The sequence below is a fragment of the Phyllobacterium myrsinacearum genome, from assembly GCF_014138285.1.
Lineage (GTDB): Bacteria > Pseudomonadota > Alphaproteobacteria > Rhizobiales > Rhizobiaceae > Phyllobacterium > Phyllobacterium myrsinacearum_A.
On sequence record NZ_JACGXN010000001.1, the window covers coordinates 724,440 to 749,683 of the forward strand.

Below are 25,244 nucleotides of genomic sequence, written 5' to 3' on the forward strand. Positions count from 1 at the left end.
ATCAGCCAGCCTTCAAGGCATTGGCGCGATCCTCAGCCTGGGCTTCGAGAATCTTGCGTACTTCCGATACGAGATCAGTTTCCTTGGCGGTAATCTGTGCCTGACGGCCTTCACGCCATACGGTATTGTCTTCGATCTCGGATGAAAGACGCGCCCCTTCGATCAGATCCTTGATCTGCACTTCGCCATTGTCGCGCTCCTGCGAGCCCTGAATGATCACGCAGGGCGCGCCGCGCCGATCGGCATATTTCATCTGCGGCTTCATGCCGGACCCACCCAGATACATTTCAGCACGAATGCCCGCCTGCCGCAGGTCCGAAACCATCTTCTGGTAACGGCCGAGGCTTGCCGTATCCCGGTCCATGACCAGCACGACAACAGGCCCGACATTATCCGAAGTGTCCAGCTTGCCGAGGTTCTTCAGCGCCGTCATCAGGCGTGATACGCCGATGGAAAAGCCCGTTGCGGGGGTGGGTTCGCCGCGGAAGCGCGACACCAGACCGTCATAACGCCCGCCGCCGCCAACGGAACCGAAAACGACCTTTTCGCCCTTCTCGTTGGTAACGTCGAATGTCAACTCGGCTTCAAAAACAGGGCCGGTGTAATATTCAAGGCCGCGCACCACGGACGGGTCAATACGGACGCGCGCGCCATAACCGGCGGCAGACGACAGGGCTTCGATCGTGGCCAGTTCGGCAACGCCTTCAACGCCCTTGTCATTTCCGGCCACAACGGCTTCCAGATTGGCAATGGTCTCGCTGCCATTGGCGCCGCCAGCTGATGTAAAGGCCAGTACCTTGGAGATGGCTGTTTCGTCGAGACCCGCGCCTTTGGTGAAGTCGCCGCTTTCATCGAGACGGCCCTTGCCGAGCAGCAGGCGCACGCCGTCGACGCCGAACTTGTCGAGCTTGTCGATGGCGCGCAGAACGACCAGACGCTGGCCCATCTTGTCATCACCGCCGAGGCCGATGGATTCAAGCACACCGTCCAGCACCTTGCGGTTGTTGACGCGGATAACGTAGTCGCCGCGCTTGATGCCGACAGCTTCCATCACATCGGCCATCATCATGCACATTTCCGCATCCGCCGAAACGGAAGGCGCGCCGACCGTATCGGCATCGAACTGCATGAACTGGCGGAAGCGACCGGGGCCCGGCTTCTCGTTGCGGAATACCCAGCCCGCGCGGTAGCTGCGATAGGGTTTTGGCAGGCTCTCAAAGTTTTCGGCCACAAAACGCGCCAAAGGCGCTGTCAGGTCGTAGCGAAGCGACAGCCACTGCTCGTCATCGTCCTGAAAGGAAAACACACCCTCGTTCGGACGGTCCTGATCCGGCAGGAACTTGCCGAGTGCGTCGGTATATTCGATCAGCGGCGTTTCGACAGGCTCGAACCCATAGAGGTCATAGACCTTGCGGATATCGGCCATCATCTTTTCGGCAGCACGCAGATCATCCGGAATCCGGTCCACAAAACCGCGCGGCAGCCGCGCCTTCAACCTGTCTGCCTTCGTTGTCATGATTTTGATCCGATGCCTTGAAGTATCAACTTTGAATTGGAAGTTGCTCTAGCCGATCAAGGCATTGAGGGCAAGGAATTACCGGCTCGCAATTGCCGCAGCAAAGCAAGTCCGCAGGCCGTTTTCAACATATTGCCGGAGGATCAGACAGGCCGTTTGAATTTCGTGCGGATTTTTTCGATCTCCGCCCGGCACTTGCAACCTTCCACATGATCGTTCACCAGCCCCATGGCTTGCATATGCGCATACATGGTGGTGGGTCCGACAAAGCTGAATCCGCGCTTCTTCAGATCCTTGGAAAGTCGTACCGATGCCGGTGTCGTGGGATTGGCCATCAGCGTGCCATAGTCGACAAGTCTGGGACGCTCCTCAACAGGCGGCTCAAAGCTCCAGAAGTAAGCGCCAAGCGAGCCTTTCTCTTCGAGAAGCTCAATAACACGTCTGGCATTGTTGATGGTTGACGTTATCTTGCCGCGATGGCGGATAATCCCGGCATTGGCCAGGAGCCGTTCGATATCCTTCTCGCCGTAGCGGGCGATACGCTCGAAGTCGAAACCATCGAAGGCCTCTCGAAAATTCTCGCGCTTGCGCAGGATGGTCAGCCATGACAGGCCGGATTGGAAACCCTCCAGGCAGATCTTTTCGAAAAGGCGGTAGTTGTCCGTTACGGGCCGTCCCCACTCATGATCGTGGTAATGGATATATTCAGGCAGAGCGCCGGGCCAGGAACATCTGGTTTCACCATCTTCGCCTGTCATCAATCCCGTTTTTACCGGCGCTTCGTCTGTCATCTGCCTGCCCTTTCGGAACATCTTCACCTGGCGTTAACCAGTGGCTGAAACCATCCGGTAACCACAACAAATAGTTTCCGGAAAGAATCGCTTTTTATTGATCCTCATTCACTTTTTTCTACCGGGACGCAGGCAAACTCAATCCGAAACCTGACAAATCCTGTCAGGAGTGTTGATTGCCAAGAGAATTGCCCGATGAAGACCGCATTGCTGCTTTTGACCTCCTGCCTGAGCGTGGTGACATTCCAAGCAAATGCCAGTGAGCGTTACGCCACGCGGCCACCGGTGGTCATGAGCCCGGATCTTTCCGCGCCGTGGGTGATGCAGCTGCGCCAGCGTCCTGTCGGAACATCCGCCAATATGCGTGACCGGGTCGTGTTGAGCGAACCACCGGCGCGCGGAACTATTGTCAACCGCCGCGAGGCACGACGCCCTGCCCGGACCGATGAGGTAGCCAATCCCGCAGTGCGCGAGGTTTCATTCCGCCGTCCGGCAGAACCCGCGACGGAAGCCCAACCCAAGAAACGCAGCATGGACCCGAAGTTCCTGCCGCAAACCGTTGCCTATGACGGACCACAAGCTCCAGGCACCATTGTTATCGATACGTCCCAGCGCTTCCTCTTTCTCGTCGAAGCGGATGGTCAGGCGCGCCGCTACGGCGTTGGCGTCGGCAAGGAGGGGTTTGGCTGGAACGGCACCAACAACATCACGCGCAAGGCGGAATGGCCGGACTGGCGCCCGCCTGTATCGATGATCGAGCGTGAAAAAGACAAGGGCCGTATTCTTCCAGCTCATATGGAAGGCGGCCCGGCCAACCCGCTCGGCGCACGCGCACTTTATCTCGGCGATACGCTGTACCGCATTCACGGCACCAATGCGCCCTGGACCATCGGACAGGCCGTATCCAGCGGATGTATCCGCATGCGCAATGAGGATGTCACGGATCTCTACGAACGCGTCAATGTCGGCACAAAGGTCGTCGTGATGTAGCGCAAACAGGTAGTGGGGACGGCACCGGGGGCGGTGCCGAAACTGGGCGGTGGCTCCGATGGAACCACCGCCCTTCTTTTGTCTATTCGGCAGCGTGCAACACAGGCGCGGGCACGCCTTCGGGCCGCGGCCCGCCATACACCCAATCCAGCAGCTCCACCGTATGAACAATGGGCAGTTTCGCAGCACCGGCAATCTGAGTGATGCAGCCGATATTGCCGGTGGCGACGATACTGGCTCCTGTTGCCTCGATATTTTTCACCTTGCGGTCACGCAGCGTGCGGGCAATCTCCGCCTGCATGATGTTGTAGGTTCCGGCGGACCCGCAGCAAAGATGCCCCTCCGCTGGCTCCCGGACGGTAAAGCCAGCCGCCTTCAGCAAATCCTTCGGTTGCCGCGTCAATTTCTGGCCATGCTGCATCGAACAGGCCGAGTGATAGGCAACGACCATGTCCGTCTGACGTTGCGGCGCAGGCAGATCGAGGGTGGTCAGATATTCAGTGATATCCCTTGCAAGACCTGAGATAACGGCGGCCTTGTCACGGTAGTCCGGATCAAGCCGCAGCATATAGCCATAATCCTTGATCGTTGTGCCACAGCCGGAAGCTGTCACGATGATGGCGTCGAGCCCGCCATTGTTCAATTCACGCGTCCAGACATCGACATTGCGGCGGGCATCGTCCAGCGCGGCTTCGTCGCGCCCCATATGATGAACGAGCGAGCCGCAGCAGCCCTCGCCCTTCGGCACGACGACCTCGATGCCGAAGCGGGTCAGAAGACGGATCGTCGCTTCATTGATAGCGGGTTTCAGCACCGGCTGGGCGCAACCGGTCAATATCGCGACCCGCCCCTTCCTTTCCATCACAGGTTTATGCAGGCCAGGCGCCGCAAAGCGTGATTTTGCCGGAACGGATTTCGGCGCAAGATCGAGCATGGCAGCGACAGGTTTTAGCACCGGAATGGCGCGGAACAGCGGCGCGAAGGGGCGGCCGAATTTCGCCGCCGTCAATGACAGCCGGAAACGTGATGGGTAGGGCAGGACAAAAGCCAGCAACGCCCGGATGAAACGGTTCATCACCGGGCGTTTGTAGGTTTTTTCGATGTGGGCCCGGGCATGATCGACCAGATGCATATAATTCACGCCCGACGGGCAGGTTGTCATGCAGGCGAGGCAGGACAGACAGCGGTCGACATGTTTGACGATCTGCTCATCGGCAGGGCGGCCATTTTCCAGCATATCCTTGATGAGATAGATGCGCCCGCGCGGACTGTCGAGCTCATTGCCCAGCGTGACATAGGTCGGACACGTCGCGGTGCAGAAGCCGCAATGGACGCATTTGCGCAGAATCTTTTCGGACTCGGCAACTCCGGGGTCAAGCAATTGTTGCGGGGTGAAATTGGTCTGCATACTACACTCCTGCAACCATGCGTCCGGGATTAAGGATTCCATCCGGGTCAAATTGCTGTTTCAGTCGCTTTGACAGAGCCGCCAGCGCGGCAGGTTGCGGTTCGAAGACGGGAATGGCCGCGCGAACAGCGACGGGCGCGCGCACCAATGTGGCGTGGCCGCCACCATATTTGCGGATCAATACCCGTACCGCTTCGGCTTCTGGCTCACTCTCAAGCCGCATCCAGACAAGCCCGCCCTGGCAGTCATAATAAGCATCGACTGCAGCACCCATGCGCATGGATGCCACCAGCTTGTAAGCTTCCATCGGTGCCATGGACACGCGCCAGACCGGCCGCTCGGTTCCGTCGGCAAACGGGATGACATCACGCACTTCCTGCCAGAGTTTGCGTGATATATCCCCCGAAATTTCCTCGATAGCGCCCGCCGAGGACAGCAGCCCCCGCAGCATGATCACCCGGTCGACAACGGAAGGCGCAAAGCCCTCCAGTCGCAATATTGTCGAAGCCTCGCCTTTCAGGACACCATCAACAAGCCGTCCGCAAATATTTACCGGCAGATGTGCCGCTGATGCCACCTCACCGCTCGAACCCATGGCGATTGCCATCGCACGCGCAGCTTCATCATCCATCAGGCCGCGAACGACAAGCGTCGTTTCCGTTTCCGGCGCGGGCAGAACCTTGAAGGTGATTTCCGTGGCGATGCCAAGGGTACCCCAGGAATTGGCCATGCCCTTGGAAAGATCGTAGCCGGTCACGTTCTTCACCACCCGGCCGCCTGATTTGAACAGCTCACCGCGCCCCGACACCACCCGCACGCCCAGCACATGATCGCGGGCGGATCCCGCCTTCAACCGGCGCGGACCACAGAGATTGGTGGCAAGCACACCGCCAAGGCTGCCCTGTCCCGCCGCCTGTCCCAGCAACGGTCCGTAATCCATGGGCTCGAACTGAAACGCCTGCCCCTTGGACGCAAGAAGGGCTTCCAGTTCAGCAATGGGTGTTCCCGCCCTGGCGCTCAGCACCAGTTCATCAGGTTCATACAATGTGACGCCGGAATAGTTTGACAACGCGATTGTATGCTCGGTCTGCAGGGGACGGCCGAGACCACGTTTGGACCCATGGCCGCAGACCTCTACAGGCGCGCTTTCGGACAATGCCCATTGTACGGCCTCGACAATCTCGGCTTCGGTGGATGGTGTGAATACGGTCATGTCATCGTCCATCCAGAAAGCTCCGGCCACGCGGCGAAAGCCGGTAGCCAATGTCGAGACTGATGGTCAAGCCGACCTCCTTGAGTTTGCGCACGTCACGCTTGAATTTGAGTTTTTCAACGTCGAGCTGCGCAGCCAGATCGGCCGCCGCCATTCCCGGATGATCAGCAATCAACTGGAGTATTTTCCTGTGGTAGCCCGCATGCCCGGCCGCCTTGTCCCAACGTCCAAGCTGGTCCGCCAGTCCTGCGATAACTGTTTGAGACAGCATCTCGTCCCGCAGCGACGTTCTCTCGTCTGCTTCTACTCCTGCGATAACAATGCGATAGAGCGATCCATCGCCCTTGCCCAGATCGCGTTCCAACGCAGCAACATCCTCAAATCCCGCACGCCTTGCCTCTTCGGCCGTACATTTTTCCGGCTCGATCAGAGTCACTTCGCCTATCAGAAGAGAACCGATTTTTGTACGCAGGCGCGAGCCTGTCTTGACGGTTGGCCGGGTCCAACGCCGGAACGCCAGATCGACATCCCCGCGCGCAATGGCGTCAAGTGTATGTGCCTTGAACAGCATCGGTCAGAATCTCGGAATATCGGGAAACGGCACCTGGCCGCGGTGCACATGCATGCGCCCCAGCTCGGCGCAGCGATGCAGTTGCGGAAAGACTTTTCCAGGGTTGAGCAGATGCTTGTCATCAAAGGCGCATTTCACGCGAATCTGCTGGTTGAGATCAATCTCGTTGAACATCTCAGGCATGAGATCGCGTTTCTCGACACCCACGCCATGCTCGCCGGTGAGGACACCCCCCACCTTGACGCACAGCCGCAGGATATCGGCGCCAAAATCTTCCGCCTTGCGCAGTTGATCGGGGATATTGGCATCATAAAGGATGAGTGGGTGAAGGTTGCCATCACCCGCATGAAAGACATTGGCAACGCGCAGCCCGTATTTTTCCGAAAGCGCCCGCATGCCCGCCAGGACCTGCGGCAGTTCCTTGCGCGGGATTGTGCCGTCCATGCAGAGGTAATCGGGAGAAATGCGCCCGACGGCGGGAAATGCCGCCTTGCGCCCTGCCCAGAACGTCATCCTCTCCTCTTCGCTCTGCGATATGACGCAGGAGGAAGCGCCATTCTTTCCGGCGATCTTCTCGACCATGTCGATCAGGTGGTTGACCTCCACTGCCGGGCCGTCGAGTTCGATAATCAGCAGCGCTTCGACGTCGAGTGGATAGCCCGCATGGACGAAATCTTCAGCGGCATGGATCGCCGGGCGATCCATCATCTCCATGCCGCCGGGGATGATGCCGGCGGCGATAATATCGGCAACGCATTGCCCGGCGGTCTCACTCGTGGGAAAGCCGACCATCAGCGCGCGGGCCGTGGCAGGCTTCTGCAGAATGCGGACCGTCACTTCCGTCACCACGCCCAGCAGCCCCTCCGAACCGGTCATCAGGCCGAGCAGATCATAGCCTTCCGAATCCAGATGCTTGCCGCCAAGCCGCACGACCTCACCGCTGATGAGTACCATTTCCAGCCCGAGGACATTGTTGGCCGTGAGCCCGTATTTCAGGCAATGCACGCCGCCGGAGTTTTCCGCGACATTCCCGCCGATCGAACAGGCAATCTGCGACGACGGGTCCGGCGCATAGTAAAAGCCTTCATGCTCCACTGCCTTGGTGATACCGAGATTGGTCACACCCGGCTGCACGACAGCCACACGGTTCGGATAGTCGATTTCGAGGATACGATTAAAACGGGACATGACGAGGAGGACCGCGTCTTCCAGAGGCAAAGCGCCGCCGGACAGCGAGGTCCCCGACCCGCGCGGTACCACCTTCACATTGTTGTCGTGGCAATATTTCAGGATTTGCGAGACCTGCCGCACGGTCTGCGGTAGCACGACAACGAGCGGAAGCTGGTGGTACGCAGTCAGCGCATCGGATTCAAAGGCACGCATTTCGTTGGTAATGTCAACGACCCCTTCACCCGGGACAATGGCCTGCAGGGCGGCAACGATCTCTGTCCGGCGCGACATGGTCGCTGCGTCGGCTTTCGGCATCACCAATCCGGACATGAAACCTCCCTCCAGCAAATTCCATAAACTGGTAAATTATGTTTACCAGTCACTATTCCAGTTTGTAAACAGTCTAAACTGTTGATCATCATGCGTCATGGGCAGCGCGCTGCCAAAGTGACGCGTTTCAATCCCGGGAACGCAGTGTGTCAAACCCCGACACAAGGGCCAAAAGGCCAAATTCAAAACCATCGTCGGCAGGCACGTTTTCAAACCTGGCGAAGACCTGGGCCAGCATCGGGAATTGCGTAGCGATATCCGCCTCAGCGTGAATGTCACGTGCCGCTGCTGTTTGACTGTTCTCCGCCAGGGATGCTTGTTGCTCGAGAACGGAACCCACGACGTAATGCCCTATCACCTGAAGAATATGCGCTGCAGACACAAGGTCAAAGCCAGCGGCAACCATGAACTGGACTTGTGCCTCAGCCGCCGGATACAGCGCCGGGCTGGGCCGCGATCCCGCATGAACTCTGGCCCCATCGCGATAGGCAAGCAGTGCTCTCCGGAAACTGCGTGCATTTTCGATCAAAAAATGGCGCCAGTCTTCACCTGATACAGGCAACGAGCGCGTGTGATTTTCAACCAGCATTGCCTCGGCCAGAGCATCCAGCAAGGCAGCCTTGTCCTTGAAGTGCCAGTACAATGCCGGCTGCTGAACACCCAGAGCCGTCGCGATACGTCTTGTGGTCAGGCCGTCAACGCCGGTTTCATCGAGGAGGTCCAGAGCCGCCCGGATAACCGTCTCACGCTGCAGTTTTATGTCGCTTCGTTTTGCCATGCTTGACAATTTATCATCGATAAAGAATATATGTCCATAAACTTATCAATGATAAATAAGAGTTTTCCGTGCCTTTCAACAAGTCTCTGACCATCATTCTGGCAACTGTTACACTCGATGCCATCGGTGTCGGAATTATCATGCCTGTCCTGCCGGAACTGCTGACGACGCTGACACATTCGCATGATGTCGCCATGCATTACGGCGTTCTCCTCGCGCTTTATGCGCTGATGCAGTTTCTTTGCGCCCCGCTGCTGGGTGCGCTGAGCGACCGTTTCGGCCGGCGACCGGTGATCCTTGTTTCCCTCGCCGGGGCAACGCTGGATTATCTGGTCATGGCGTCAGCGTTGGTACTGCCCCTTCTGTATATCGGCCGCATCGTTTCAGGGATCACCGGCGCAACCATGTCCGTAGCGAGCGCGGCGATCGCGGATATCACCCCGGAAAATGATCGGGCAAAGCGCTTTGGCATGATTGGCGCCTGTTTCGGCCTCGGCTTCATCGCGGGGCCGCTGCTTGGGGGTATCGCGGGGAATTTCGGTATTCATACGCCGTTTCTGCTCGCCATGGCGCTCAACGGCGTCAACTTCCTGCTTGCGTTCTTCTTCCTTCCCGAAACCAGCAGAGACGTGAAAACGCCGCTTTCACTGCAGAGCTTTAATCCCGTTGGTGGCTTCAGGTGGGTGACCGGCATCAGAGACCTTACACCGCTCATTGTCGTGTTCACCCTGATACAGCTCGTTGGACAGGTCCCCGCAGCCCTGTGGATACTCTATACACAGGACCGCTTTCTCTGGAGCGTATCGACCGTGGGGATTTCACTCGCGGCATTTGGCCTGTGCCACGCACTGGTGCAGGGACTGCTTACGGGCCCGGTCACGGAAAAGCTTGGCGAAAAACGCACGTTGGTCCTCGGAATGAGTCTGGACGGCATCGGTTATTTGCTGATGGCCTTTGCCAGCCAAAGCTGGATGGTTCTGCCGATCCTGCTCTTTCTTTCCATGGGCGGCATTGCTGCGCCTGCCCTCCAGTCGATCATCACCCGGCAGGTGGCTGAAACCAGAATCGGCGAAATTCAGGGTATCCTCGCCAGTGCCACAAGCCTGACCGGCATCGTCGGGCCTGTCGCATTCACGGCCATCTATGCCGCCACCCGGACCGACTGGATCGGCTTTGTCTGGATTTCCGGCGCAGCCCTCTACATTCTCTGTATTCCGGTACTGCGGATCTTCGCCTGTCAAAGGGCAACCGATCCTTCAGGGGCTTGACCTTATCTTCATCCGGCGGAAAGAGTGCGCCGATGGATCATCTGAATGATATGGAAATCTTTGCACGGGTTGTTTCGTCCGGAAGCATGTCGGCGGCCGGACGCGAACTCGGCGTGTCGCCGGCCGTCATTTCCAAGCGGCTGCGGCGGCTTGAAGAGCGGCTGGGCACACGCCTCTTACAGCGCACCACCCGGCAAATTGCCCTGACGGAAACCGGTCAGGGCTATTATGAACGGGTGCTGGCGATTCTTTCCGGTGTCGAAGAGGCGGATGCGTTTGTATCGCGCCGCTCGGAACAGGCGCAGGGCCTGCTGAAGGTTTCGGCGCCCACCACCTTCGGGCGGATGCATATTGCTCCGCATCTTGAGCCTTTCATGCGGGCAAACCCGGACCTTTCAATAAACCTGGTCCTGACCGATGAATTCGTCGACATCGTCGGTGAAGGCTATGACCTTGCCATTCGCATTGCCGAATTGTCGGACTCCAGTCTGGTGGCACGTAAACTCGCACCGGTACAGCGGTTTCTTGTCGCTTCGCCGCGCTATATCACCGAACATGGAACCCCGCGCGCCATTGCCGATCTCGACGGCCATATCTGCCTTGCCGCGCACAATGGCGATCCGTGGCGGCTGAACGGACCGGACGGCGCAGTCAGCCTGCGCCCCACCGGACCGATTCTGACCAATTCAAGTGAGGTTGTGCGGGCGGCAGTGCTCGGCGGTCTTGGGATAGCGCTGCGTTCCACGTGGGATATCGGCCCTGAGCTTGCCACAGGCCATCTCGTACGCGTTCTCGAGGATTACGCTGCGTCGGATAATATCGCGATATACGCGATATACCCTTCCCGGCAGTTTCTGCCAGCAAAGGTACGGGTGTTCATCGATTATCTTGCGGCGCTTTACGGTCCCATGGCACCGTGGGATCGGGTCTGATCATTCGTCCTTGTGCGATTTGCGGATCGATTTCACCAGAAACCACATGGCCAGTATCGCTATGGGGACGAAAGCAGCGGTAACAACCGACGAATGCAGCTCCGGCATGTAGGCTTCGGCACCCTTGGCAAGATAGTAGAACAGACCCACGACATAGTACGAGATCGCAGCGACCGATAAGCCTTCTACGGTGCGCTGCAGGCGCAGCTGCAACTGCGCTCGCCGGTTCATCGAGCTCAGGAGATCGCGGTTCTGGCGTTCCAGTTCCACATCGACCGACGTGCGCAGCAGGGTTGCCGCGCGCGAGAGTTTTTCCGAGAGATTTTCCTGCCGCTCACTGACCGAATGGCAGGTGCGCATGGCCGGGGCCATGCGGCGCTGGATGAATGCAGCCCACGTCTCGTATCCCGTCACCGGCTCTTCATGCAGCGCCGCCAGCCGTTCCAGCACAATGCCGTTATAGGCGCGGCTTGCACCAAACCGGTAAAGACTTGAAGCGGCGTCGGCTTCCAGTTCGGCTGCGAGCGACGTGAGTTCGTCCAGCAGTTTATGGTTGTCGGCGTCCGACGCGCGCATTTCTGTCGTCAGGCCTGCCAGGCGATCTTCGATCCGGCGGATACGCGGCGACAGCGAATGGGCAAGCGGCAGTCCGAGCATCGCCAATGTGCGATAAGTTTCGATTTCGATGACACGCTGCGACAAAGCACCGGCACGGGCCGGTGACAGACCATTGTCGAGGATGAGAATGCGCGTCATTCCATCGCCGTCCTGCCGGAAGTCCGTGACAATCGAGGCAAGCCCATTCTCGATATCGCTGTAGCAGAGACTTGTCGGATCGAACTCCTCAATCAGTGTCGCAGCGCTGGCGTCCTTGCGGATAATCTCCAGCCGCACGCCATCGATGACCGTGCCGGGTGGGTTGAACCCTTCCCCGAATGGATGCTGGGCGGTCTGCCCTGCCCGCGGCACCGGACCTTCCCACAGATAGGTCGAAAACTCCGTATGGCGCTCCCAGCGCAGCGTGCCATTGCCCCATGGCATGATGTGGTGGCGGGCGTCGCGCGCAGGCGGTGTTATGCCGATGCTGCGGCTGAGTTCGGCCAGAACAGCATGATCAACCGTGGAGCCGCCTTCGGTCATGAAAGCGAGCTGGATAAGGAGACGCGGCGTATCCACGAGCGGATAGGGACGCGCGTGGACTTCGCCCAATGCCACCGAGCGTTCCATGTGTCCGGGAAAGCCCATCACACCCGGACTCGACGCAGCATTCGAAAATGCTGCTGCGGTTTTCAGTCTCTTCCCCTTCATGTCGGCCCCTTGGTAGACTGTTCACAAGATGGTGAACGTAACGGCCTGTCCTTTCAATGCTCCTTTACGCCGGAAGACTGCGGCTATGCGACGCTTACCGGCCGGAGTCGAAGTGGATCAAAGAATTGACCAGTTTCATGATTTGCCGGTACGTTGGACTACAGATCACTCTTGCGGACGATTTTCATCATGAGCAGCCCGATCTTTGCCCGCATCCAGTCCCCGCGCACGGCGGATGATATCGTCAGCCAGATGGAAACACTGATCCTTGAAGGCGTCCTGCGCGTGGGTGACCGCCTGCCCGGTGAGCGGGAGCTTGCGGTTCAGTTCGATGTCTCGCGCCCGGTCCTGCGCATCGCCTTGAAGACACTGGAAGCCAAGGGACTGCTCGTTGCCCGCCATGGTGGGGGAACCTTCGTTGCCGATGTCATCGGCGAAGTCTTTTCCAAACCGGTGATGGACCTCATCTCCAGCCACAAAAAGGCCGCCGCCGATTACCTTGAATACCGCCGGGAAATCGAAAGCATTGCGGCGGAATACGCGGCCCGCCGGGCCACCGAAGACGACCGGCTGTTGCTCTCCCGGATCGTCGAAGCCATGCAACTGGCCTATGAAACGGACGATTTCAAAAAGGAAGCTGACCTCGATGTCGAGCTGCACAGCACTATCGGTGAATGCGCACACAACATCATTCTGCTGCACACGCTGCGATCCTGCTACCGGCTTCTGGCTGACGATGTGTTCTACAATCGCACCGTGATCTACGGCTTTCCCGGTGCACGGGAAAAACTGCTGCAACAGCACAAGGCCATCGCCGATGCCATCATGGACGCGAACCCGGATGCGGCGCGGGCCGCCGTTCGCCGACATATCGACTTCATCGAAGAGGCGCAAAAGGAGGCGGAACGCAGCAGTGCCTGGCAGGCGACGTCGCGCATGCGTCGCAGCCAAAGAGAGCTAGACCGTCCATGAAAACCGTCGACTTCAAGCATGCCCGCGGCCCCGATAGAATGCGCGTCTATGCCATAGGCGACGTGCATGGCCGTCTTGATCTCCTGCAGGAAATGCACCGGCGTATTCTGGTCGAGAACGAGAAATCGCCACCTTTCGACTGGGCGGTCGTGCACCTCGGCGACTATGTGGATCGCGGGCCTGATTCGAAAGGCGTTCTCGATTATCTGATCAATGCCCAGAAGAAGACGCACCGAATGCTGACGCTGGCGGGCAATCACGATGTCGGGTTCCTGGACTATCTCGACAAAGGCGACACACACGGAATTTTTGCACGCCACGGCGGCAAACAGACCGCGCGCTCCTATGGCGTGACCATCGATTTCGACGACGCCGGGTCGGCGGCTGCCGGACGTTCCGCCCTGCTGCGCGCGATCCCCTCCGCGCATGTGGATTTTCTGCGCGGATTGCGCCGTTCAACCGTGATGGGTGATTTTTTCTTCTGTCACGCGGGCATCAGGCCCGGTGTTGATCTCGACCGACAAAATCCTGAAGATCTTATTTGGATTCGCTGGGAGTTCCTGGATGACCCGCGTCTGCATGCCAAGGTCATCGTGCACGGCCATACGCCGGCCAGCGATGTGGAAGTGCGGCAAAACCGGGTCAATCTTGATACCGGCGCCTATGCCAGCGGCCGCCTCAGCGCCATTATGATCGACGCTGAAGGCAAGTCTTTTCTGGAAGCGGTTGCCTAGACGAAGTATTAACGCGAGGCGGAGCTGATCCCGTAGCCATCGCTCGATACAGTACGGCCACCGGCATCAACGGATACCAGTTCGGCGCCCATGAAAAGGATAGATGCAAGCATCATGGCGGTCAAAAGGGCGGCACTCTTCATAGTCATTCGGGCGTTTCCATCAGTCTCTTCGGCCTGGCTTCATGCCAGCTAACCGGCCCGGCAACTACAGCTCACAATCCTTTCCAGCAAGTGAATCAAAGCCACGCTCCACATGAATACAGACAGGTCAATTTGATTCAAATTTTGCCTGTTGCAGAGTTGCAACGGAATCGGCCAAGCACACCGGCGGACACAACAATTCGCTCAAACTGAGCTAGATCAGCGCCACCCACGCACGCGCCAAAGCGATACCTGCTGCATCGGCGGCGACAGCACTTTCCGCGACCCGTGCCGGATAGTTCGCAAGCCAGTCAGGATTGTCCCGCCTGATCTCGTCTTCGAAAACATGCCGCCATTCCTCTACCAGTGCGGTGTCTGCCTCGAAGTGGAACTGGATGCCGTAAACCGCGCGTCCGATGCGGAATGCCTGATTGCGTGTCATCGCGCTCGAGGCGAGGTGAACGGCGCCTTCCGGCAGGGAAAATGTATCCCTGTGCCAGTGGAAAATCGGAAAATTTTGCGGAACGGACGACAGGACGGGGTCCGCCGCTGCTTCGGCTGTCACCGAGATGACATGCCAGCCGAACTCCTGCGGACGATCCAGAATATTTTCAGCGCCATACCCCCGGGCAACGAGCTGGCTGCCAAGACAGATACCGAGCACGGCTTTGTCAGCATCGCCAAAACGCCGGATCAGGCGTGCCAGTAAGGGAAGATAGGGAAACTGCTCGTCGGCAAGAGCGTTCTGATCGCCGCCAAGCGATATCAGCGCGTCGTAACCGGCGTCATCGGCAGGCAGTGGTTCGCCAACATGAGCCTGCACAAGATCAATTTGCGCGCCGGCTTCCGCCAAGGCCTGGCCAACCAACCCCAGTCCGGTATTCTGATAATTCTGTACGACGAGAACCCGCATTCTGCCTGCCCGATGATCGCGTTGACGCTCATCTTGCGATAGCATGGACCCATGACAGCCGGAAGCCACCAAATGCCCCTGCAAAATCGTGTCACACCCTTCGGCGAGATTGTCGCCGTTCCCCAGCGAGGAACCTTCATGGGCAATCGCGGCATTATCCACGATCCCTTAACGCGGACCTTGTTCAAACGGCGCTGGACGACCAGAGCGTGGATCATCTGCGTCTGCAAGTTCAGAAATGTCAGGCGTGATGTGATGGCCCGGCAAAGTTGGACCGAGTTGTTCTTCTCCGATGAAGCGACGGCACTGAGCGCGGGGCATCGGCCCTGCTTCTATTGCCAGAGAGAACGGGCAAAGGCTTTTCAGGCGGCGTGGGCAGACGGCAATGGTGTAGCCAGACAATCGGCGCCGGAAATGGATCGTGTACTGCACGCGGAACGCCTCGACGCAAAGGGCGGCAAGAAACGTCACCCGCTCCCGTCACCTATCGGGGACCTGCCGGATGGGAGCATGATTACCTCAGGTGATGACGCCTATCTCGTTCGCAACGGACGGAGCTATCTCTGGTCGTGGGATGGCTATACGGCCTGCGCGCCGCCCGCGCGGGATGTCATGCTTCTGACGCCGCCTTCTACAGTCCGGGCATTGCTGGCAGGATACAAACCCATCATTCCGGTTATTTAGAATTTATGCGTTATATCAATTGAAAATGCATTCCATATGAATATCCTCCGGCTCCATGGCAAACAGCTCCGGATCGGGAGTGGCCATCACCACACAACCAAGATACCGATAGAAATTCACTGTATGCTCTGAAGGCGTGGCAGAGACATACAAGCCCTTTGCGCCGAGCGCCTTCGCAGCTTCCTTGGAACGCTCGAACAACTTTACGCCCAGACGCTGGCCCCGATAGCCATGGCTGACGTGGAGAAAACTCAGTTGCAGCAGATTATGCGCGGGGCCGCGCCAAATACTGTCGACAATCCCAGCACCAGCAAGTTTTTCGCCATCAAAGGCACCAAAAAACTTGCCGCCGCGATCGAAGCTTTGTTGGAGCAAAGGCGTATATTTGTCCGCCTCGCCCTCTTCCCACCCCTGTGCGTCACAAAACTCGGGATGGAGAACCAGTTCTCCATCTCTGAGCGTATAGATGTTCTCGATGATTTCGCTACGATCAATGGTCCAGATCTGCTCGATCTGATCGCGTGTAAGGGGGCGCATTTCCATGGTTATGCTCTGTCTGCATCAAAAGATCATATGTTCTTTTAACAACTATAGAACAAAGCAAAAACTTGCAAGTTCCGGCTTTATGCCTTGACGCTTTCCGGCACCGATCTGCCCAGTTTCCATCCAAGACTTGTGCCCGCAGCAGCGATGAGAATGGCGGCTGAGCCCAGAAACTGAATCGGTTGCAACTGATGCCCGAAGGCGAAATAATCAACCAGAATGGCGGCTATCGGATAGATGAAAGACAGCGATCCCGTGAGATGGGTCGGCAACTTCTGAATGGCGCTATAGAGCAGAATATACATCAGTCCCGTATGAATGATGCCGATCGTCACGATACTGGTCCACTGTCCAACGCCATTGGGCATGACACTGAAATCGGCCAGCGGCGCCATCAGCACGATACCCACGCAAACCTGTATCAGTGCAATCAGATGCGGCGGTGTGCCCTTCAGCCGCTTCGCCACGATGGATGCAATCGCATAAAGAAAGGCTGCCCCAAGCGACAGACCAATACCGGCCATGTAATTCGTACCCGTATAACCGCCACCCGGTTTGGCCTGAACGATCAGCAGCATCCCGGCAAATGCAACAGCCAACCAGAACAGCTTTGCGAATGTCAGCTTCTCCTTGAAGATCAGGGCGCCCAACGCCACGAGCATAAACGGCTGCACATTGTAGACCGTGGTCGCAATGGCAATGGAAGCACGGGAATAGGCGGCAAAAAGCAGGACCCAGTTGAAGACAATGGCAACGCCGCCAAGAACGGCAAGGCCGAACAGCTTCAAAGAAATAACGTTCGGACGCAGCAGGCCGAGTGCGGCGCAGATCCCAAGCAAGGTCAGTGCACCGAAGGCACAGCGCCAGAACACAACCGACAGGACCGGCTGGCCCGACATGAGCACAAACCAGCCGATCGTGCCTGAAATCATCATCGCAGCGGTCATTTCCACGCTGCCTCTTACACTATCGCGATCCATTATGCCCTGCCCTGTTGTATCGTGCCGCAAGACTATTCGGAGTAACGGCAATTTGATATATATGGAAAAAGGCGTAAGGTTTGATTGACCTGTTTAATGCAGGCAGTATCATCGATATGCCTTACGAGGTGAACATGCTCGACGAAATGGACAAGACGATTCTCGGCATTCTTATCGAAGACGCGCGAATCTCGCTGAAGGAATTGAGCCAGAAGGTCGGACTCTCATCCCCCAGCGTTTCCGAGCGGCTGCGGCGGCTCGAAGAAAAGAAAGTCATCCGCTCGTTCACCGTCGATATCGACCCGTCGGCACTCGGCTATAATCTGACAGCCATCGTTCGGGTCAGGCCCCTGCCTGGTATGCTGCACATTGTCGAGCGGCTGATACAGGAGACGCCTGAAATCACCGAATGCGACAAGGTGACCGGCGACGACTGTTTTATCGGCAAGATCCATTTCCGCACCATGGAACAGTTGGATACGCTGCTCGACCGGCTGGCGGAAAAGGCTGAAACCAACACGTCTATCGTCAAGACATCACCGGTGAAACGGCGCCTGCCGCCACTCGGCTGACAGGCCCTGCTTGACCATCCGGTCCTCTCTCTGGCATCCATCTTTCATGCGCGCAAATTACAAAATGCAACGGCTTTATATCACCGGGGATCTGGCGGCTGGCAGGCGGACGGATGCTCCGGCTGAAGCCGTCAATTATCTTGCCAATGTGCTGCGGATGAAAGACGGCGGTGAAATCCTCGTTTTCAATGGCCGGGACGGCGAATGGCGCGCGACTCTTCGCTTTGAAAGCAAGAAAAAGCTGGCCCTTGAACCGCTTGAACTGACACGAGAACAGCCGGAATCACCCGACCTACTCTATTGCTTTGCTCCGCTCAAACAGGGACGGCTCGACTATCTCGTGCAAAAAGCTGTTGAAATGGGTGCCGGCGTTTTGCAACCGGTGATCACCCAGCACACGCAGGTGACCCGAATCGGCATAGACCGGATCGAGGCCAACGCAATCGAAGCGGCGGAACAATGCGGCGTGCTGGCAATTCCCGAAACGCGCGAGCCCGTCAAACTCGACAAGCTGCTGGATGGCTGGAATCCGGACCGGCGCCTGATCTTCTGCGACGAAGGTCATGATACCCATAACCCCCTACCACTGCTACAAAGCCTGCCGCGTGGGCCGCTCGGCGTCCTGATCGGGCCGGAGGGTGGTTTCTCGGATGCGGAGCGCGAGACCTTGCGCAAACTGCCTTTCGTAACCGCCATTCCGCTGGGTCAACGCATCCTGCGCGCCGATACTGCCGCCGTTGCCGCACTCGCTCTTATTCAGGCGACGATCGGTGATTGGTGAGATACAAATTCTCTTGATGAGAGCATCAGCGAAATTTGCTTGCGCTCGTTTCCGAAAACAGCCAATCACGCCTCAAGTTCGAAAATTCTAGTGGGGAAGCACCATCCATGGCGCGCGATACAACAGACGAGACGCCCCTTTCCGGCACGGAAGAACTGGCGACCTATCTTGCTCAGGGCTCCAAGCCGCAATCCGCATGGCGCATCGGCACAGAGCACGAAAAATTCCCGTTCTATACCGAAGACAACAGTCCGGTTCCCTATGACGGTCCGCGCGGCATCCGGGCCATTCTCGAAGGCATGCAGTCAAAGCTTGGCTGGGAACCCATCGTCGATGAAGGAAATATCATCGGCCTCGTCGAACCGACCGGCCAGGGCGCGATCTCGCTTGAACCAGGCGGCCAGTTCGAACTGTCCGGCGCTCCGCTCTCCACCATTCACCAGACCTGCCGCGAAACCAATGCGCATCTGGCGCAGGTGCGCGAGATAGCCGAGCCACTCGGTATCCGCTTCCTTGGCCTTGGCGGCAGCCCGAAATGGTCCCTGGCCGAAACGCCGCGCATGCCGAAATCCCGCTACAACATCATGTCCAATTATATGCCGAAGGTCGGCAAGGACGGGCTGAACATGATGTACCGCACCTGTACCATCCAGGTGAATCTCGACTTTGCATCGGAAACCGACATGCGCCGCAAGATGCAGGTTTCCGTAAAGCTGCAATCCATCGCCACGGCCCTGTTCGCCATGTCTCCCTTCACAGAGCGTAAGCCAAACGGCCTGCTGTCCTGGCGCTCCGAGATCTGGCGGGACACGGACAACAACCGCTCCGGTGTGCTGCCGTTCATCTTCAACGAGAATTTCGGTTTTGCCGATTATGTTGAATGGGCGCTCGACGTGCCGATGTATTTTGTCCTGCGCCATGGTCGTTACCATGACTGCACCCATGTTACCTTCCGCCAGTTCATGAACGGCGCGCTGAAAGATTCGATTCCGGATGGCACGCCCAACATGGGCGACTGGACAAACCACCTTTCCACGCTGTTCCCGGAAGTGCGCTTGAAGCGCTTCCTAGAAATGCGTGGCGCCGATGGCGGCCCATGGCGGCGTATCTGCGCACTGCCGGCATTCTGGGTCGGCATTCTCTACGATGCCGAAGCGTTGGATGCCGCCGAGGCGCTGACCCGTGATTGGACCTACCCGGAAGTACAGGCGCTGCGCGACGAGGTGCCGGCAAAGGGCCTGCGCGCCATGTTGCGCAACCGCTCGGTGCACGACATTTCGCGCGATGTGCTGGCAATTTCGCGCCTCGGCCTCAAGAATCGCGCCTTGCTCAACAGCGAAGGCTTTGACGAGACCCATTATCTCGCGTCGCTCGAAGAAGTCGTCGCGCGGGGCACGACGTCGGCGGAGCAGATGCTCAGCCAGTACAACACCGTCTGGGGCGGCTCGGTTGAACCTGCGTTTCTGGAGTACGCCTACTAGTCCTGTCCATGGGGAGACATTGCGATGACCAAGACCATCCTGATAACAGGTGCAAGCCGTGGCATCGGTCGTGCCGCAGCCATTCTTGCCGGTCAAAAAGGATGGTCCGTCGGCGTCAATTATGTGAGCAACAGGACAGCAGCGGACGACGTGGTCGCGGCAGTCATCGCGGCGGGCGGCAAGGCAAAAGCCATACAGGGCGACGTGGCCAGGGAGGCCGACGTCATCGCCATGTTCAGGCAGACCGAGGAACTCGGTCCGCTGGACGGTCTTGTCGTCAATGCCGGTATTGTAGCGCCCGCATCGAAGCTGATGGATATCGACACCGCCCGCCTGCAGCGTATGTTCGATGTGAATATTCTCGGTGCCTATATCTGTGCACGCGAGGGTATCAGGCGAATGGCGCATTCACGCGGCGGCAAGGGAGGATCGATCGTCATCCTTTCATCTGCCGCTGCACGCCTCGGCGGGCCGTCGGAATATGTCGACTATGCCGGATCAAAAGGCGCAATGGATACGCTTACTATCGGCCTTTCCAAGGAAGTCGGCCCGGAAGGCATTCGCGTCAACGCCATTCGGCCCGGTTTGATAGAAACCGATATTCACGCCAGCGGCGGCCAGCCGGACCGCGCCCAGCGCCTCGGCGTGACGGCACCGCTTGGACGACCGGGTACGGCTGAAGAAGTTGGTGAATCCATCGTCTGGCTGCTCAGCGATGCCGCGTCCTATGTGACCGGCGCGCTCCTGGATGTCACGGGTGGGCGTTAACTCAGAATTTGACTCCCGTTCCCCGACTTATGTGTTATGCGAAAGTCAGATTGTCTGACGCGGATTCTTCAAACCATGCCTACACACAAAGCGCTTACCGATGCTTTCATTCCCGAACTGCCGAACTATTACCGTGGCAAGGTGCGGGAGAATTATGATCTGCCGGATGGACGGCGCATCATCATCGCTACGGACCGCATCAGTGCGTTTGACCGGATTCTCGCCTGCATTCCGCTGAAGGGTGAAGTGCTGACTCAAACCGCGCGCTACCAGTTCGAACAGACCAAGGATATCTGTCCGAACCACGTCCTTGATTATCCCGACCCGAACGTCGTGGTTGCCCGCCGGCTTGATATTCTGCCGGTGGAGATCATCGTTCGCGGTTATCTCGCCGGGACCACCGGCACATCGATCCTGACGCTTTACAAGGCGGGCAAGCGCGAGATGTATGGCACCACCTTCCCCGATGGTCTTCAGGACAATGAAAAGCTGCCTGCGCCGATCATCACGCCGACATCGAAAGCTTTCGACGGCGGCCATGACGAGCCACTGACCGCTGAGGAAATACTGGACCAGAAGCTGCTCACGCAGGAACAGTGGGACACGGTTTCTGCCTATGCGTTCAAGCTGTTCGCACGTGGACAGGAAATTGCCGCAAGCCGCGGCCTTATCCTTGCCGATACGAAGTACGAGTTCGGTACGGATGTGGATGGCAACATCGTGCTGGCCGATGAAATCCATACATCGGATTCCAGCCGCTACTGGTTTGCCGACAGCTATGCACCGGGCAAGCGTCCGGTCAGTTTCGACAAGGATTTCATCCGCACCTGGGTGGTCGAGCGCTGCGACCCCTACAAGGACGATATCCCCGAAATTCCACAGGATATGATCGACGCCACGACCAAGGTCTACATCCAGGCCTATGAGACGATCACCGGTGAAACGTTCACACCCGGCGATCCCTCGATCGATCCGCTGGAGCGGATTCGGAAGAATCTGGCGCAATATTTTTAAGGTTCAGCTGGCTGATTGGCCCTATGTAGAATGTTGATCTGACTGCAAATCCTGAGTGCGTGGTTCGACAAGCTCACCAACCAGATGCAGCGAACTGCCTCCCGCGCTCTAACCCGATAAAAAGATTGAACTTTGATTATCAGCGGGGCTACTCTTCCCTGGTGCATCAGCCCGAAGGAGGATCGGCGCCATGAATCTCGTAGACATGTTCCTGAAGGGACAGGGTGGGCAGGCTGTGGAGGCATTGTCACGCCAGTTTCAGCTCTCGCAACAACAGACAATCGCGGCTATCGAGGCACTCATGCCTGCCTTTTCGCAAGGCTTGCAGCGTAATACGGCCGATCCCATGGGCGTCGGCGCGTTCATCCAGGCACTTTCGTCCGGCCAACACGTCAATTATTTTGATAATCCGCAGGCAGCTTTCAATCCGGCAGGCATAGCTGATGGCAACGCGATTTTGAACAATCTTTTCGGTTCCAAGGATTTGTCGCGGGCGGTCGCCGATCACGCCGCCCGGATGACCGGTATTGCTGTCAGCACCTTGCAGCAGATGCTGCCGGTGCTTGCATCCATGACGATGGGCGGCCTGTACAAGCAGTCAACGGGCCAGTTTGCGGCCGCAGGCCTCGGCGGCGGCAATGTCATTGGCGATCTCATCGAACAGATGATGCGTCAAGGCGGCGGGATAGGCGGCCAGACTGCCCCGAACCAGCCCGGCGCTGTCAATCCGTGGGGACAAATTCTGGAAAGCATGCTTGGTGGCGGCGGTGCCGCTGCTCCGCAACAACCGCAGGGTCAGGCCAATCCGTGGGGCAACAATCCGCTCGGCCAGATTTTGGAACAAATGACACGCGGCGGCTTCCCCGGTGCCACACCACGGAGTCAACAACCCCAGGGAAATGCGCAAGCGCAGAACCCGTTTGGCGACAACCCATTTGGCAAGATTTTTGAGGAAATGCTGGGTGGCGGTGCACGGCAGCAATCGACACCACAGCCTGAGCCAAAACAGCCGGATGCGTCGGCCGCCCCTCCGACATCGCCCGATAATCCGTACAAGGATATCTTCGGTCAGATGTTCGAAACGGGCCGGAAGACGAGCGAACAGTATCAAAAAGGCGTGGAATCCATTTTTGACCAGTATCTGCGCGGGATGGATCGCAACAAATAGTTGTCTCCACAAAGAAAAAGCCCGGCCAAAAGGCCGGGCAGTGGGCAGGCGGGGCACCGGGAGGGGATTCCGGTGTGAATGGGACGCCTGCTAACCAGTCAATCGATGCTTAGCTGATCGAGCGTGCTGCGCGTACACGGGCCCTGACATCGGCCAATGCGCCCAGTCTTTCACTCGGATCTTCAAGCAGCGACGTGCCAAGGGCCGAATGCAGATCACCGCGCGTGACACCAATGTCATGCAGCATTTGATCGTTCCACTCCCCGAGGCTCAAAATCGTTTTGCGATTGCGGCGGGCGACGATCATTCGGGTGACAAAGCCAGCGGCCTGAACCAGCGCGAAAGTGATCGCGGGTACAAATCCATTTACTTCGGTCGTTCTCGTTGTCGTCGTCATCGCCCTACTCCTTTTTTGAATGGCGCTGATCAAGAAGGGTTGAATCGCGCAGAAACTATTTTCTACGCATCACGCCTAGCATCGTTTCAATACCGGCGTTTCCTGAACAACTGTAGAATGATCCACAAAAATTGATTATTCAAACGAATGTTTTTCATGTAAACGTTCAATAATAATGATGGATCGAACCGTCTTGGGAGCAAAGCCATGAGTGCGCCACTTGATCTTGACCAGTTGCAGACATTTATCGCCATTGCCGACAGCGGTAGCTTCACCAGAGCGGCCGATGCGGTCAACAAGACACAGTCAGCCGTCTCCATGCAGATGCGCCGGCTGGAAGAGCGGGTTTCAAAGGCTCTGTTCGAACGGGACGGCCGCACCAACAAATTGACTGAAGATGGGGAACGTTTGCTGGCCTATGCGCGGCGGATGTTGCAACTCAACGGCGAAACCATCGCGGCTTTTGATGATACGCAACTGCAGGGCCATATCCGCATCGGCACCCCCGATGACTATGCCGACCGTTTCCTGCCCGAAATCATGGCACGCTTCTCGCGGTCCAACCCCCGCGTCGAGCTTTCGGTGGTGTGCGAGCCCACGGTCAATCTCGACGAGATGATCCGCAAGGGACAGCTTGATCTCGCACTGGTCACCCAATGCGATGATATGCGCCGGTCGGAAGTGGTGCGAAGCGAGCAGTTGCTCTGGGTAACGTCCGCACATCACACCGTACATGAGGAAAAAGTACTGCCACTCGCCGTTGGCCGCCCCACGTGCATCTGGCGTGCCGCGGCGATCGATGTGCTCGACACCATGCATCACGATTACCGCATCCTGTTCACCAGCTGGTCGGCAACGGTTCTCGCCGCAGCCGTGCTGGCGGGCCTTGCGGTGTCGATCCTGCCGGAATGCGCCCTGCGTCCGGGAATGCGGGTTCTGACGGAAGCCGACGGCTTCGGCCGCCTGCCTGAGTTCGGCATCGGCATCATGCGTGGACACACCAAGCCTTCGGCCATTGTGGATGCCTTGGCACAGCATATTGTCGAAAGCCTCGACAACCTGTCCATGCCAACCCCGGTCAGCATGGCTCCGACGGCTGTGCCCAATCTTGTCAACCAGCGCCTGCGGCAGGTGCGCTCGACGGAGCTGGTACCCGGCTGGTAGCGGAGAGGCTGCCTACAGCCCGCCCTGCCACACTTTGATGGCATCCAAGGGATAGACCAGCATCACGATATTGAGGGTGAGATTGTCGCGAATGACATATCCCGCCAGCAGTTCAAAAAAGATAGCGATGATAATCGTCAGCCAGAGCGGCGCACGCGATGCAAAGAAAAAGCCAATCACCATGAAGAGGATATCGCATACCGAATTCAGTACGCTGTCGCCGGTATATCCAAGCGCAATGGTCGCCTCGCGGTAACGGTTGATGACCATATCGGTGTTCTCGAAAATCTCCCACGCGGCCTCCACCAGAATAGCGAGAAGCAACCGGAACCCCACAGGTTTGCTGCGGGCTACGAGCCAAAGAATGCCGTAGAACAGAAATCCGTGGATGATATGCGACAGGGAGTACCAGTCAGAAATGTGCTGGGAATTGTCCGATGAATTGACTTCACCCACCCAGAGCTTGACCGTGCCGCACGTGCACATGGGATTGCGCCCCATCAACAACAGGACGATGGCAGCAAGCGCGATCATCGCAGCGCCGATCATGAGATAGTGGCGCAGACTGAGACGTCCGGTCATAGGCATTCCCCTTTTTTATCCCTGGCCCTGTAACATAGAACTCCAAGACTTGACGCCATTCATCACCCCGTTA

The 25,244-nt window shown here is 57.9% G+C and carries 27 protein-coding genes; 13 read left to right on the forward strand and 14 right to left on the reverse strand.

Annotated features, from left to right (window positions below; all coding sequences use genetic code 11):
• Position 1 precedes the first annotated feature (1 nt).
• Positions 2 to 1,516, reverse strand: a complete 1,515-nt coding sequence (gene hisS / locus FHW16_RS03655) for a histidine--tRNA ligase (RefSeq protein WP_182547784.1) — start codon at positions 1,514 to 1,516, stop codon at positions 2 to 4.
• A 143-nt stretch (positions 1,517 to 1,659) separates the two neighbouring features.
• Positions 1,660 to 2,307, reverse strand: coding sequence for a DNA-3-methyladenine glycosylase I (locus FHW16_RS03660; protein WP_182547785.1), 648 nt, complete (start codon positions 2,305 to 2,307; stop codon positions 1,660 to 1,662).
• Positions 2,308 to 2,502: 195 nt separating this feature from the next.
• Between FHW16_RS03660 and FHW16_RS03665 the strand changes: the two genes are divergently transcribed.
• Positions 2,503 to 3,297, forward strand: coding sequence for a L,D-transpeptidase (locus FHW16_RS03665; RefSeq protein WP_182547786.1), 795 nt, complete (start codon positions 2,503 to 2,505; stop codon positions 3,295 to 3,297).
• A gap of 82 nt (positions 3,298 to 3,379) precedes the next feature.
• On the opposite strand, the gene glcF is transcribed toward FHW16_RS03665, so the two are convergent.
• From glcF to FHW16_RS03690, 5 genes are all read right to left on the reverse strand, one after another.
• A complete protein-coding gene (glcF, locus tag FHW16_RS03670) occupies positions 3,380 to 4,705 on the reverse strand; it encodes a glycolate oxidase subunit GlcF (RefSeq protein ID WP_182547787.1) in 1,326 nt (441 codons plus the stop codon).
• Position 4,706: 1 nt separating this feature from the next.
• Entirely contained in the window at positions 4,707 to 5,918 is a 1,212-nt protein-coding gene (locus FHW16_RS03675) for an FAD-binding protein (RefSeq protein WP_182547788.1), read from the reverse strand.
• 1 nt (position 5,919) lies between these two features.
• Positions 5,920 to 6,489: an ASCH domain-containing protein gene (locus FHW16_RS03680; protein WP_182547789.1), complete on the reverse strand. Its 570-nt coding sequence runs from the start codon at positions 6,487 to 6,489 to the stop codon at positions 5,920 to 5,922.
• Positions 6,490 to 6,492: 3 nt separating this feature from the next.
• Positions 6,493 to 7,989: an FAD-linked oxidase C-terminal domain-containing protein gene (locus FHW16_RS03685; RefSeq protein WP_182547790.1), complete on the reverse strand. Its 1,497-nt coding sequence runs from the start codon at positions 7,987 to 7,989 to the stop codon at positions 6,493 to 6,495.
• Positions 7,990 to 8,116: 127 nt separating this feature from the next.
• Entirely contained in the window at positions 8,117 to 8,767 is a 651-nt protein-coding gene (locus FHW16_RS03690) for a TetR/AcrR family transcriptional regulator C-terminal domain-containing protein (RefSeq protein WP_182547791.1), read from the reverse strand.
• A 68-nt stretch (positions 8,768 to 8,835) separates the two neighbouring features.
• Between FHW16_RS03690 and tet the strand changes: the two genes are divergently transcribed.
• Together tet and FHW16_RS03700 are read left to right on the forward strand one after the other, a co-directional pair.
• On the forward strand, positions 8,836 to 10,035 hold the full coding sequence (gene tet, locus FHW16_RS03695; protein ID WP_182547792.1) for a Tet(A)/Tet(B)/Tet(C) family tetracycline efflux MFS transporter: 1,200 nt from the start codon (positions 8,836 to 8,838) through the stop codon (positions 10,033 to 10,035).
• A 32-nt stretch (positions 10,036 to 10,067) separates the two neighbouring features.
• The gene (locus FHW16_RS03700) at positions 10,068 to 10,967 is read left to right on the forward strand and encodes a LysR family transcriptional regulator (protein WP_182547793.1); all 900 of its coding nucleotides are present in this window, start codon (positions 10,068 to 10,070) and stop codon (positions 10,965 to 10,967) included.
• On the opposite strand, the gene FHW16_RS03705 is transcribed toward FHW16_RS03700, so the two are convergent.
• The gene (locus FHW16_RS03705) at positions 10,968 to 12,275 is read right to left on the reverse strand and encodes a DUF3422 family protein (RefSeq protein WP_246711615.1); all 1,308 of its coding nucleotides are present in this window, start codon (positions 12,273 to 12,275) and stop codon (positions 10,968 to 10,970) included.
• Positions 12,276 to 12,464: 189 nt separating this feature from the next.
• Here FHW16_RS03705 and FHW16_RS03710 point away from each other — a divergent pair, with 189 nt between their 5' ends.
• Together FHW16_RS03710 and FHW16_RS03715 are read left to right on the forward strand one after the other, a co-directional pair.
• Positions 12,465 to 13,247, forward strand: a complete 783-nt coding sequence (locus FHW16_RS03710) for an FCD domain-containing protein (protein WP_182547794.1) — start codon at positions 12,465 to 12,467, stop codon at positions 13,245 to 13,247.
• Complete coding sequence (locus FHW16_RS03715; protein WP_182547795.1) at positions 13,244 to 13,981, forward strand: metallophosphoesterase family protein; 738 nt, start codon at positions 13,244 to 13,246, stop codon at positions 13,979 to 13,981. Before FHW16_RS03710 ends, FHW16_RS03715 begins: the two co-directional genes overlap by 4 nt.
• An 8-nt stretch (positions 13,982 to 13,989) precedes the next feature.
• Here FHW16_RS03715 and FHW16_RS03720 read toward each other — a convergent pair whose 3' ends face one another.
• Both FHW16_RS03720 and FHW16_RS03725 read right to left on the reverse strand, forming a co-directional pair.
• The gene (locus FHW16_RS03720; protein ID WP_165401767.1) at positions 13,990 to 14,130 is read right to left on the reverse strand and encodes a hypothetical protein; all 141 of its coding nucleotides are present in this window, start codon (positions 14,128 to 14,130) and stop codon (positions 13,990 to 13,992) included.
• Positions 14,131 to 14,338: 208 nt separating this feature from the next.
• Complete coding sequence (locus FHW16_RS03725) at positions 14,339 to 15,037, reverse strand: type 1 glutamine amidotransferase (protein WP_182547796.1); 699 nt, start codon at positions 15,035 to 15,037, stop codon at positions 14,339 to 14,341.
• Positions 15,038 to 15,109: 72 nt separating this feature from the next.
• Between FHW16_RS03725 and FHW16_RS03730 the strand changes: the two genes are divergently transcribed.
• On the forward strand, positions 15,110 to 15,721 hold the full coding sequence (locus FHW16_RS03730; protein WP_182547797.1) for a hypothetical protein: 612 nt from the start codon (positions 15,110 to 15,112) through the stop codon (positions 15,719 to 15,721).
• A gap of 15 nt (positions 15,722 to 15,736) precedes the next feature.
• Here the strand turns inward: FHW16_RS03730 and FHW16_RS03735 are convergent, their stop codons facing one another.
• Together FHW16_RS03735 and FHW16_RS03740 are read right to left on the reverse strand one after the other, a co-directional pair.
• Positions 15,737 to 16,264, reverse strand: a complete 528-nt coding sequence (locus FHW16_RS03735) for a GNAT family N-acetyltransferase (RefSeq protein WP_182547798.1) — start codon at positions 16,262 to 16,264, stop codon at positions 15,737 to 15,739.
• 80 nt (positions 16,265 to 16,344) lie between these two features.
• Positions 16,345 to 17,244, reverse strand: coding sequence for a DMT family transporter (locus FHW16_RS03740; RefSeq protein WP_182547799.1), 900 nt, complete (start codon positions 17,242 to 17,244; stop codon positions 16,345 to 16,347).
• A 134-nt stretch (positions 17,245 to 17,378) separates the two neighbouring features.
• On the opposite strand from FHW16_RS03740, the gene FHW16_RS03745 reads away from it, so the two are divergent.
• From FHW16_RS03745 to FHW16_RS03770, 6 genes are all read left to right on the forward strand, one after another.
• On the forward strand, positions 17,379 to 17,816 hold the full coding sequence (locus FHW16_RS03745; protein WP_182548907.1) for an Lrp/AsnC family transcriptional regulator: 438 nt from the start codon (positions 17,379 to 17,381) through the stop codon (positions 17,814 to 17,816).
• 46 nt (positions 17,817 to 17,862) lie between these two features.
• Positions 17,863 to 18,597 (forward strand): 16S rRNA (uracil(1498)-N(3))-methyltransferase, encoded by a 735-nt coding sequence (locus FHW16_RS03750; RefSeq protein WP_348643843.1) that lies wholly within the window; start codon positions 17,863 to 17,865, stop codon positions 18,595 to 18,597.
• Positions 18,598 to 18,704: 107 nt separating this feature from the next.
• Positions 18,705 to 20,078 (forward strand): glutamate--cysteine ligase, encoded by a 1,374-nt coding sequence (locus FHW16_RS03755; protein ID WP_182547801.1) that lies wholly within the window; start codon positions 18,705 to 18,707, stop codon positions 20,076 to 20,078.
• Between the two features lie 24 nt (positions 20,079 to 20,102).
• Positions 20,103 to 20,846, forward strand: a complete 744-nt coding sequence (locus tag FHW16_RS03760) for an SDR family oxidoreductase (RefSeq protein ID WP_182547802.1) — start codon at positions 20,103 to 20,105, stop codon at positions 20,844 to 20,846.
• A gap of 75 nt (positions 20,847 to 20,921) precedes the next feature.
• Positions 20,922 to 21,860 (forward strand): phosphoribosylaminoimidazolesuccinocarboxamide synthase, encoded by a 939-nt coding sequence (locus FHW16_RS03765; RefSeq protein ID WP_182547803.1) that lies wholly within the window; start codon positions 20,922 to 20,924, stop codon positions 21,858 to 21,860.
• A gap of 190 nt (positions 21,861 to 22,050) precedes the next feature.
• A complete protein-coding gene (locus FHW16_RS03770; protein ID WP_182547804.1) occupies positions 22,051 to 23,028 on the forward strand; it encodes a DUF937 domain-containing protein in 978 nt (325 codons plus the stop codon).
• A 109-nt stretch (positions 23,029 to 23,137) separates the two neighbouring features.
• On the opposite strand, the gene FHW16_RS03775 is transcribed toward FHW16_RS03770, so the two are convergent.
• Positions 23,138 to 23,425 (reverse strand): DUF1127 domain-containing protein, encoded by a 288-nt coding sequence (locus FHW16_RS03775; RefSeq protein WP_091883454.1) that lies wholly within the window; start codon positions 23,423 to 23,425, stop codon positions 23,138 to 23,140.
• Between the two features lie 207 nt (positions 23,426 to 23,632).
• Between FHW16_RS03775 and FHW16_RS03780 the strand changes: the two genes are divergently transcribed.
• Positions 23,633 to 24,589: a LysR substrate-binding domain-containing protein gene (locus FHW16_RS03780; RefSeq protein WP_182547805.1), complete on the forward strand. Its 957-nt coding sequence runs from the start codon at positions 23,633 to 23,635 to the stop codon at positions 24,587 to 24,589.
• Between the two features lie 12 nt (positions 24,590 to 24,601).
• Here the strand turns inward: FHW16_RS03780 and FHW16_RS03785 are convergent, their stop codons facing one another.
• Positions 24,602 to 25,171, reverse strand: coding sequence for a DUF2585 domain-containing protein (locus FHW16_RS03785; protein WP_182547806.1), 570 nt, complete (start codon positions 25,169 to 25,171; stop codon positions 24,602 to 24,604).
• Between the last annotated feature and the right edge of the window lie 73 nt (positions 25,172 to 25,244).

Coding starts and splice junctions, on each gene's coding strand:
- FHW16_RS03710 (WP_182547794.1), top strand. CDS start 12,465: ATGAGCAGCCCGATCTTTGCCCGCATCCAGTCCCCGCGCACGGCGGAT.
- FHW16_RS03725 (WP_182547796.1), bottom strand. CDS start 15,037: ATGCGGGTTCTCGTCGTACAGAATTATCAGAATACCGGACTGGGGTTG.
- FHW16_RS03735 (WP_182547798.1), bottom strand. CDS start 16,264: ATGGAAATGCGCCCCCTTACACGCGATCAGATCGAGCAGATCTGGACC.
- FHW16_RS03760 (WP_182547802.1), top strand. CDS start 20,103: ATGACCAAGACCATCCTGATAACAGGTGCAAGCCGTGGCATCGGTCGT.
- FHW16_RS03770 (WP_182547804.1), top strand. CDS start 22,051: ATGAATCTCGTAGACATGTTCCTGAAGGGACAGGGTGGGCAGGCTGTG.
- FHW16_RS03700 (WP_182547793.1), top strand. CDS start 10,068: ATGGATCATCTGAATGATATGGAAATCTTTGCACGGGTTGTTTCGTCC.
- FHW16_RS03755 (WP_182547801.1), top strand. CDS start 18,705: ATGGCGCGCGATACAACAGACGAGACGCCCCTTTCCGGCACGGAAGAA.
- hisS (WP_182547784.1), bottom strand. CDS start 1,516: ATGACAACGAAGGCAGACAGGTTGAAGGCGCGGCTGCCGCGCGGTTTT.
- FHW16_RS03690 (WP_182547791.1), bottom strand. CDS start 8,767: ATGGCAAAACGAAGCGACATAAAACTGCAGCGTGAGACGGTTATCCGG.
- glcF (WP_182547787.1), bottom strand. CDS start 4,705: ATGCAGACCAATTTCACCCCGCAACAATTGCTTGACCCCGGAGTTGCC.
- FHW16_RS03715 (WP_182547795.1), top strand. CDS start 13,244: ATGAAAACCGTCGACTTCAAGCATGCCCGCGGCCCCGATAGAATGCGC.
- FHW16_RS03685 (WP_182547790.1), bottom strand. CDS start 7,989: ATGTCCGGATTGGTGATGCCGAAAGCCGACGCAGCGACCATGTCGCGC.
- FHW16_RS03660 (WP_182547785.1), bottom strand. CDS start 2,307: ATGACAGACGAAGCGCCGGTAAAAACGGGATTGATGACAGGCGAAGAT.
- FHW16_RS03775 (WP_091883454.1), bottom strand. CDS start 23,425: ATGACGACGACAACGAGAACGACCGAAGTAAATGGATTTGTACCCGCG.
- FHW16_RS03780 (WP_182547805.1), top strand. CDS start 23,633: ATGAGTGCGCCACTTGATCTTGACCAGTTGCAGACATTTATCGCCATT.
- FHW16_RS03745 (WP_182548907.1), top strand. CDS start 17,379: ATGCTCGACGAAATGGACAAGACGATTCTCGGCATTCTTATCGAAGAC.
- FHW16_RS03675 (WP_182547788.1), bottom strand. CDS start 5,918: ATGACCGTATTCACACCATCCACCGAAGCCGAGATTGTCGAGGCCGTA.
- FHW16_RS03750 (WP_348643843.1), top strand. CDS start 17,863: ATGCGCGCAAATTACAAAATGCAACGGCTTTATATCACCGGGGATCTG.
- FHW16_RS03705 (WP_246711615.1), bottom strand. CDS start 12,275: ATGAAGGGGAAGAGACTGAAAACCGCAGCAGCATTTTCGAATGCTGCG.
- FHW16_RS03730 (WP_182547797.1), top strand. CDS start 15,110: ATGCCCCTGCAAAATCGTGTCACACCCTTCGGCGAGATTGTCGCCGTT.
- FHW16_RS03765 (WP_182547803.1), top strand. CDS start 20,922: ATGCCTACACACAAAGCGCTTACCGATGCTTTCATTCCCGAACTGCCG.
- FHW16_RS03665 (WP_182547786.1), top strand. CDS start 2,503: ATGAAGACCGCATTGCTGCTTTTGACCTCCTGCCTGAGCGTGGTGACA.
- FHW16_RS03785 (WP_182547806.1), bottom strand. CDS start 25,171: ATGACCGGACGTCTCAGTCTGCGCCACTATCTCATGATCGGCGCTGCG.
- FHW16_RS03720 (WP_165401767.1), bottom strand. CDS start 14,130: ATGACTATGAAGAGTGCCGCCCTTTTGACCGCCATGATGCTTGCATCT.
- FHW16_RS03740 (WP_182547799.1), bottom strand. CDS start 17,244: ATGGATCGCGATAGTGTAAGAGGCAGCGTGGAAATGACCGCTGCGATG.
- FHW16_RS03680 (WP_182547789.1), bottom strand. CDS start 6,489: ATGCTGTTCAAGGCACATACACTTGACGCCATTGCGCGCGGGGATGTC.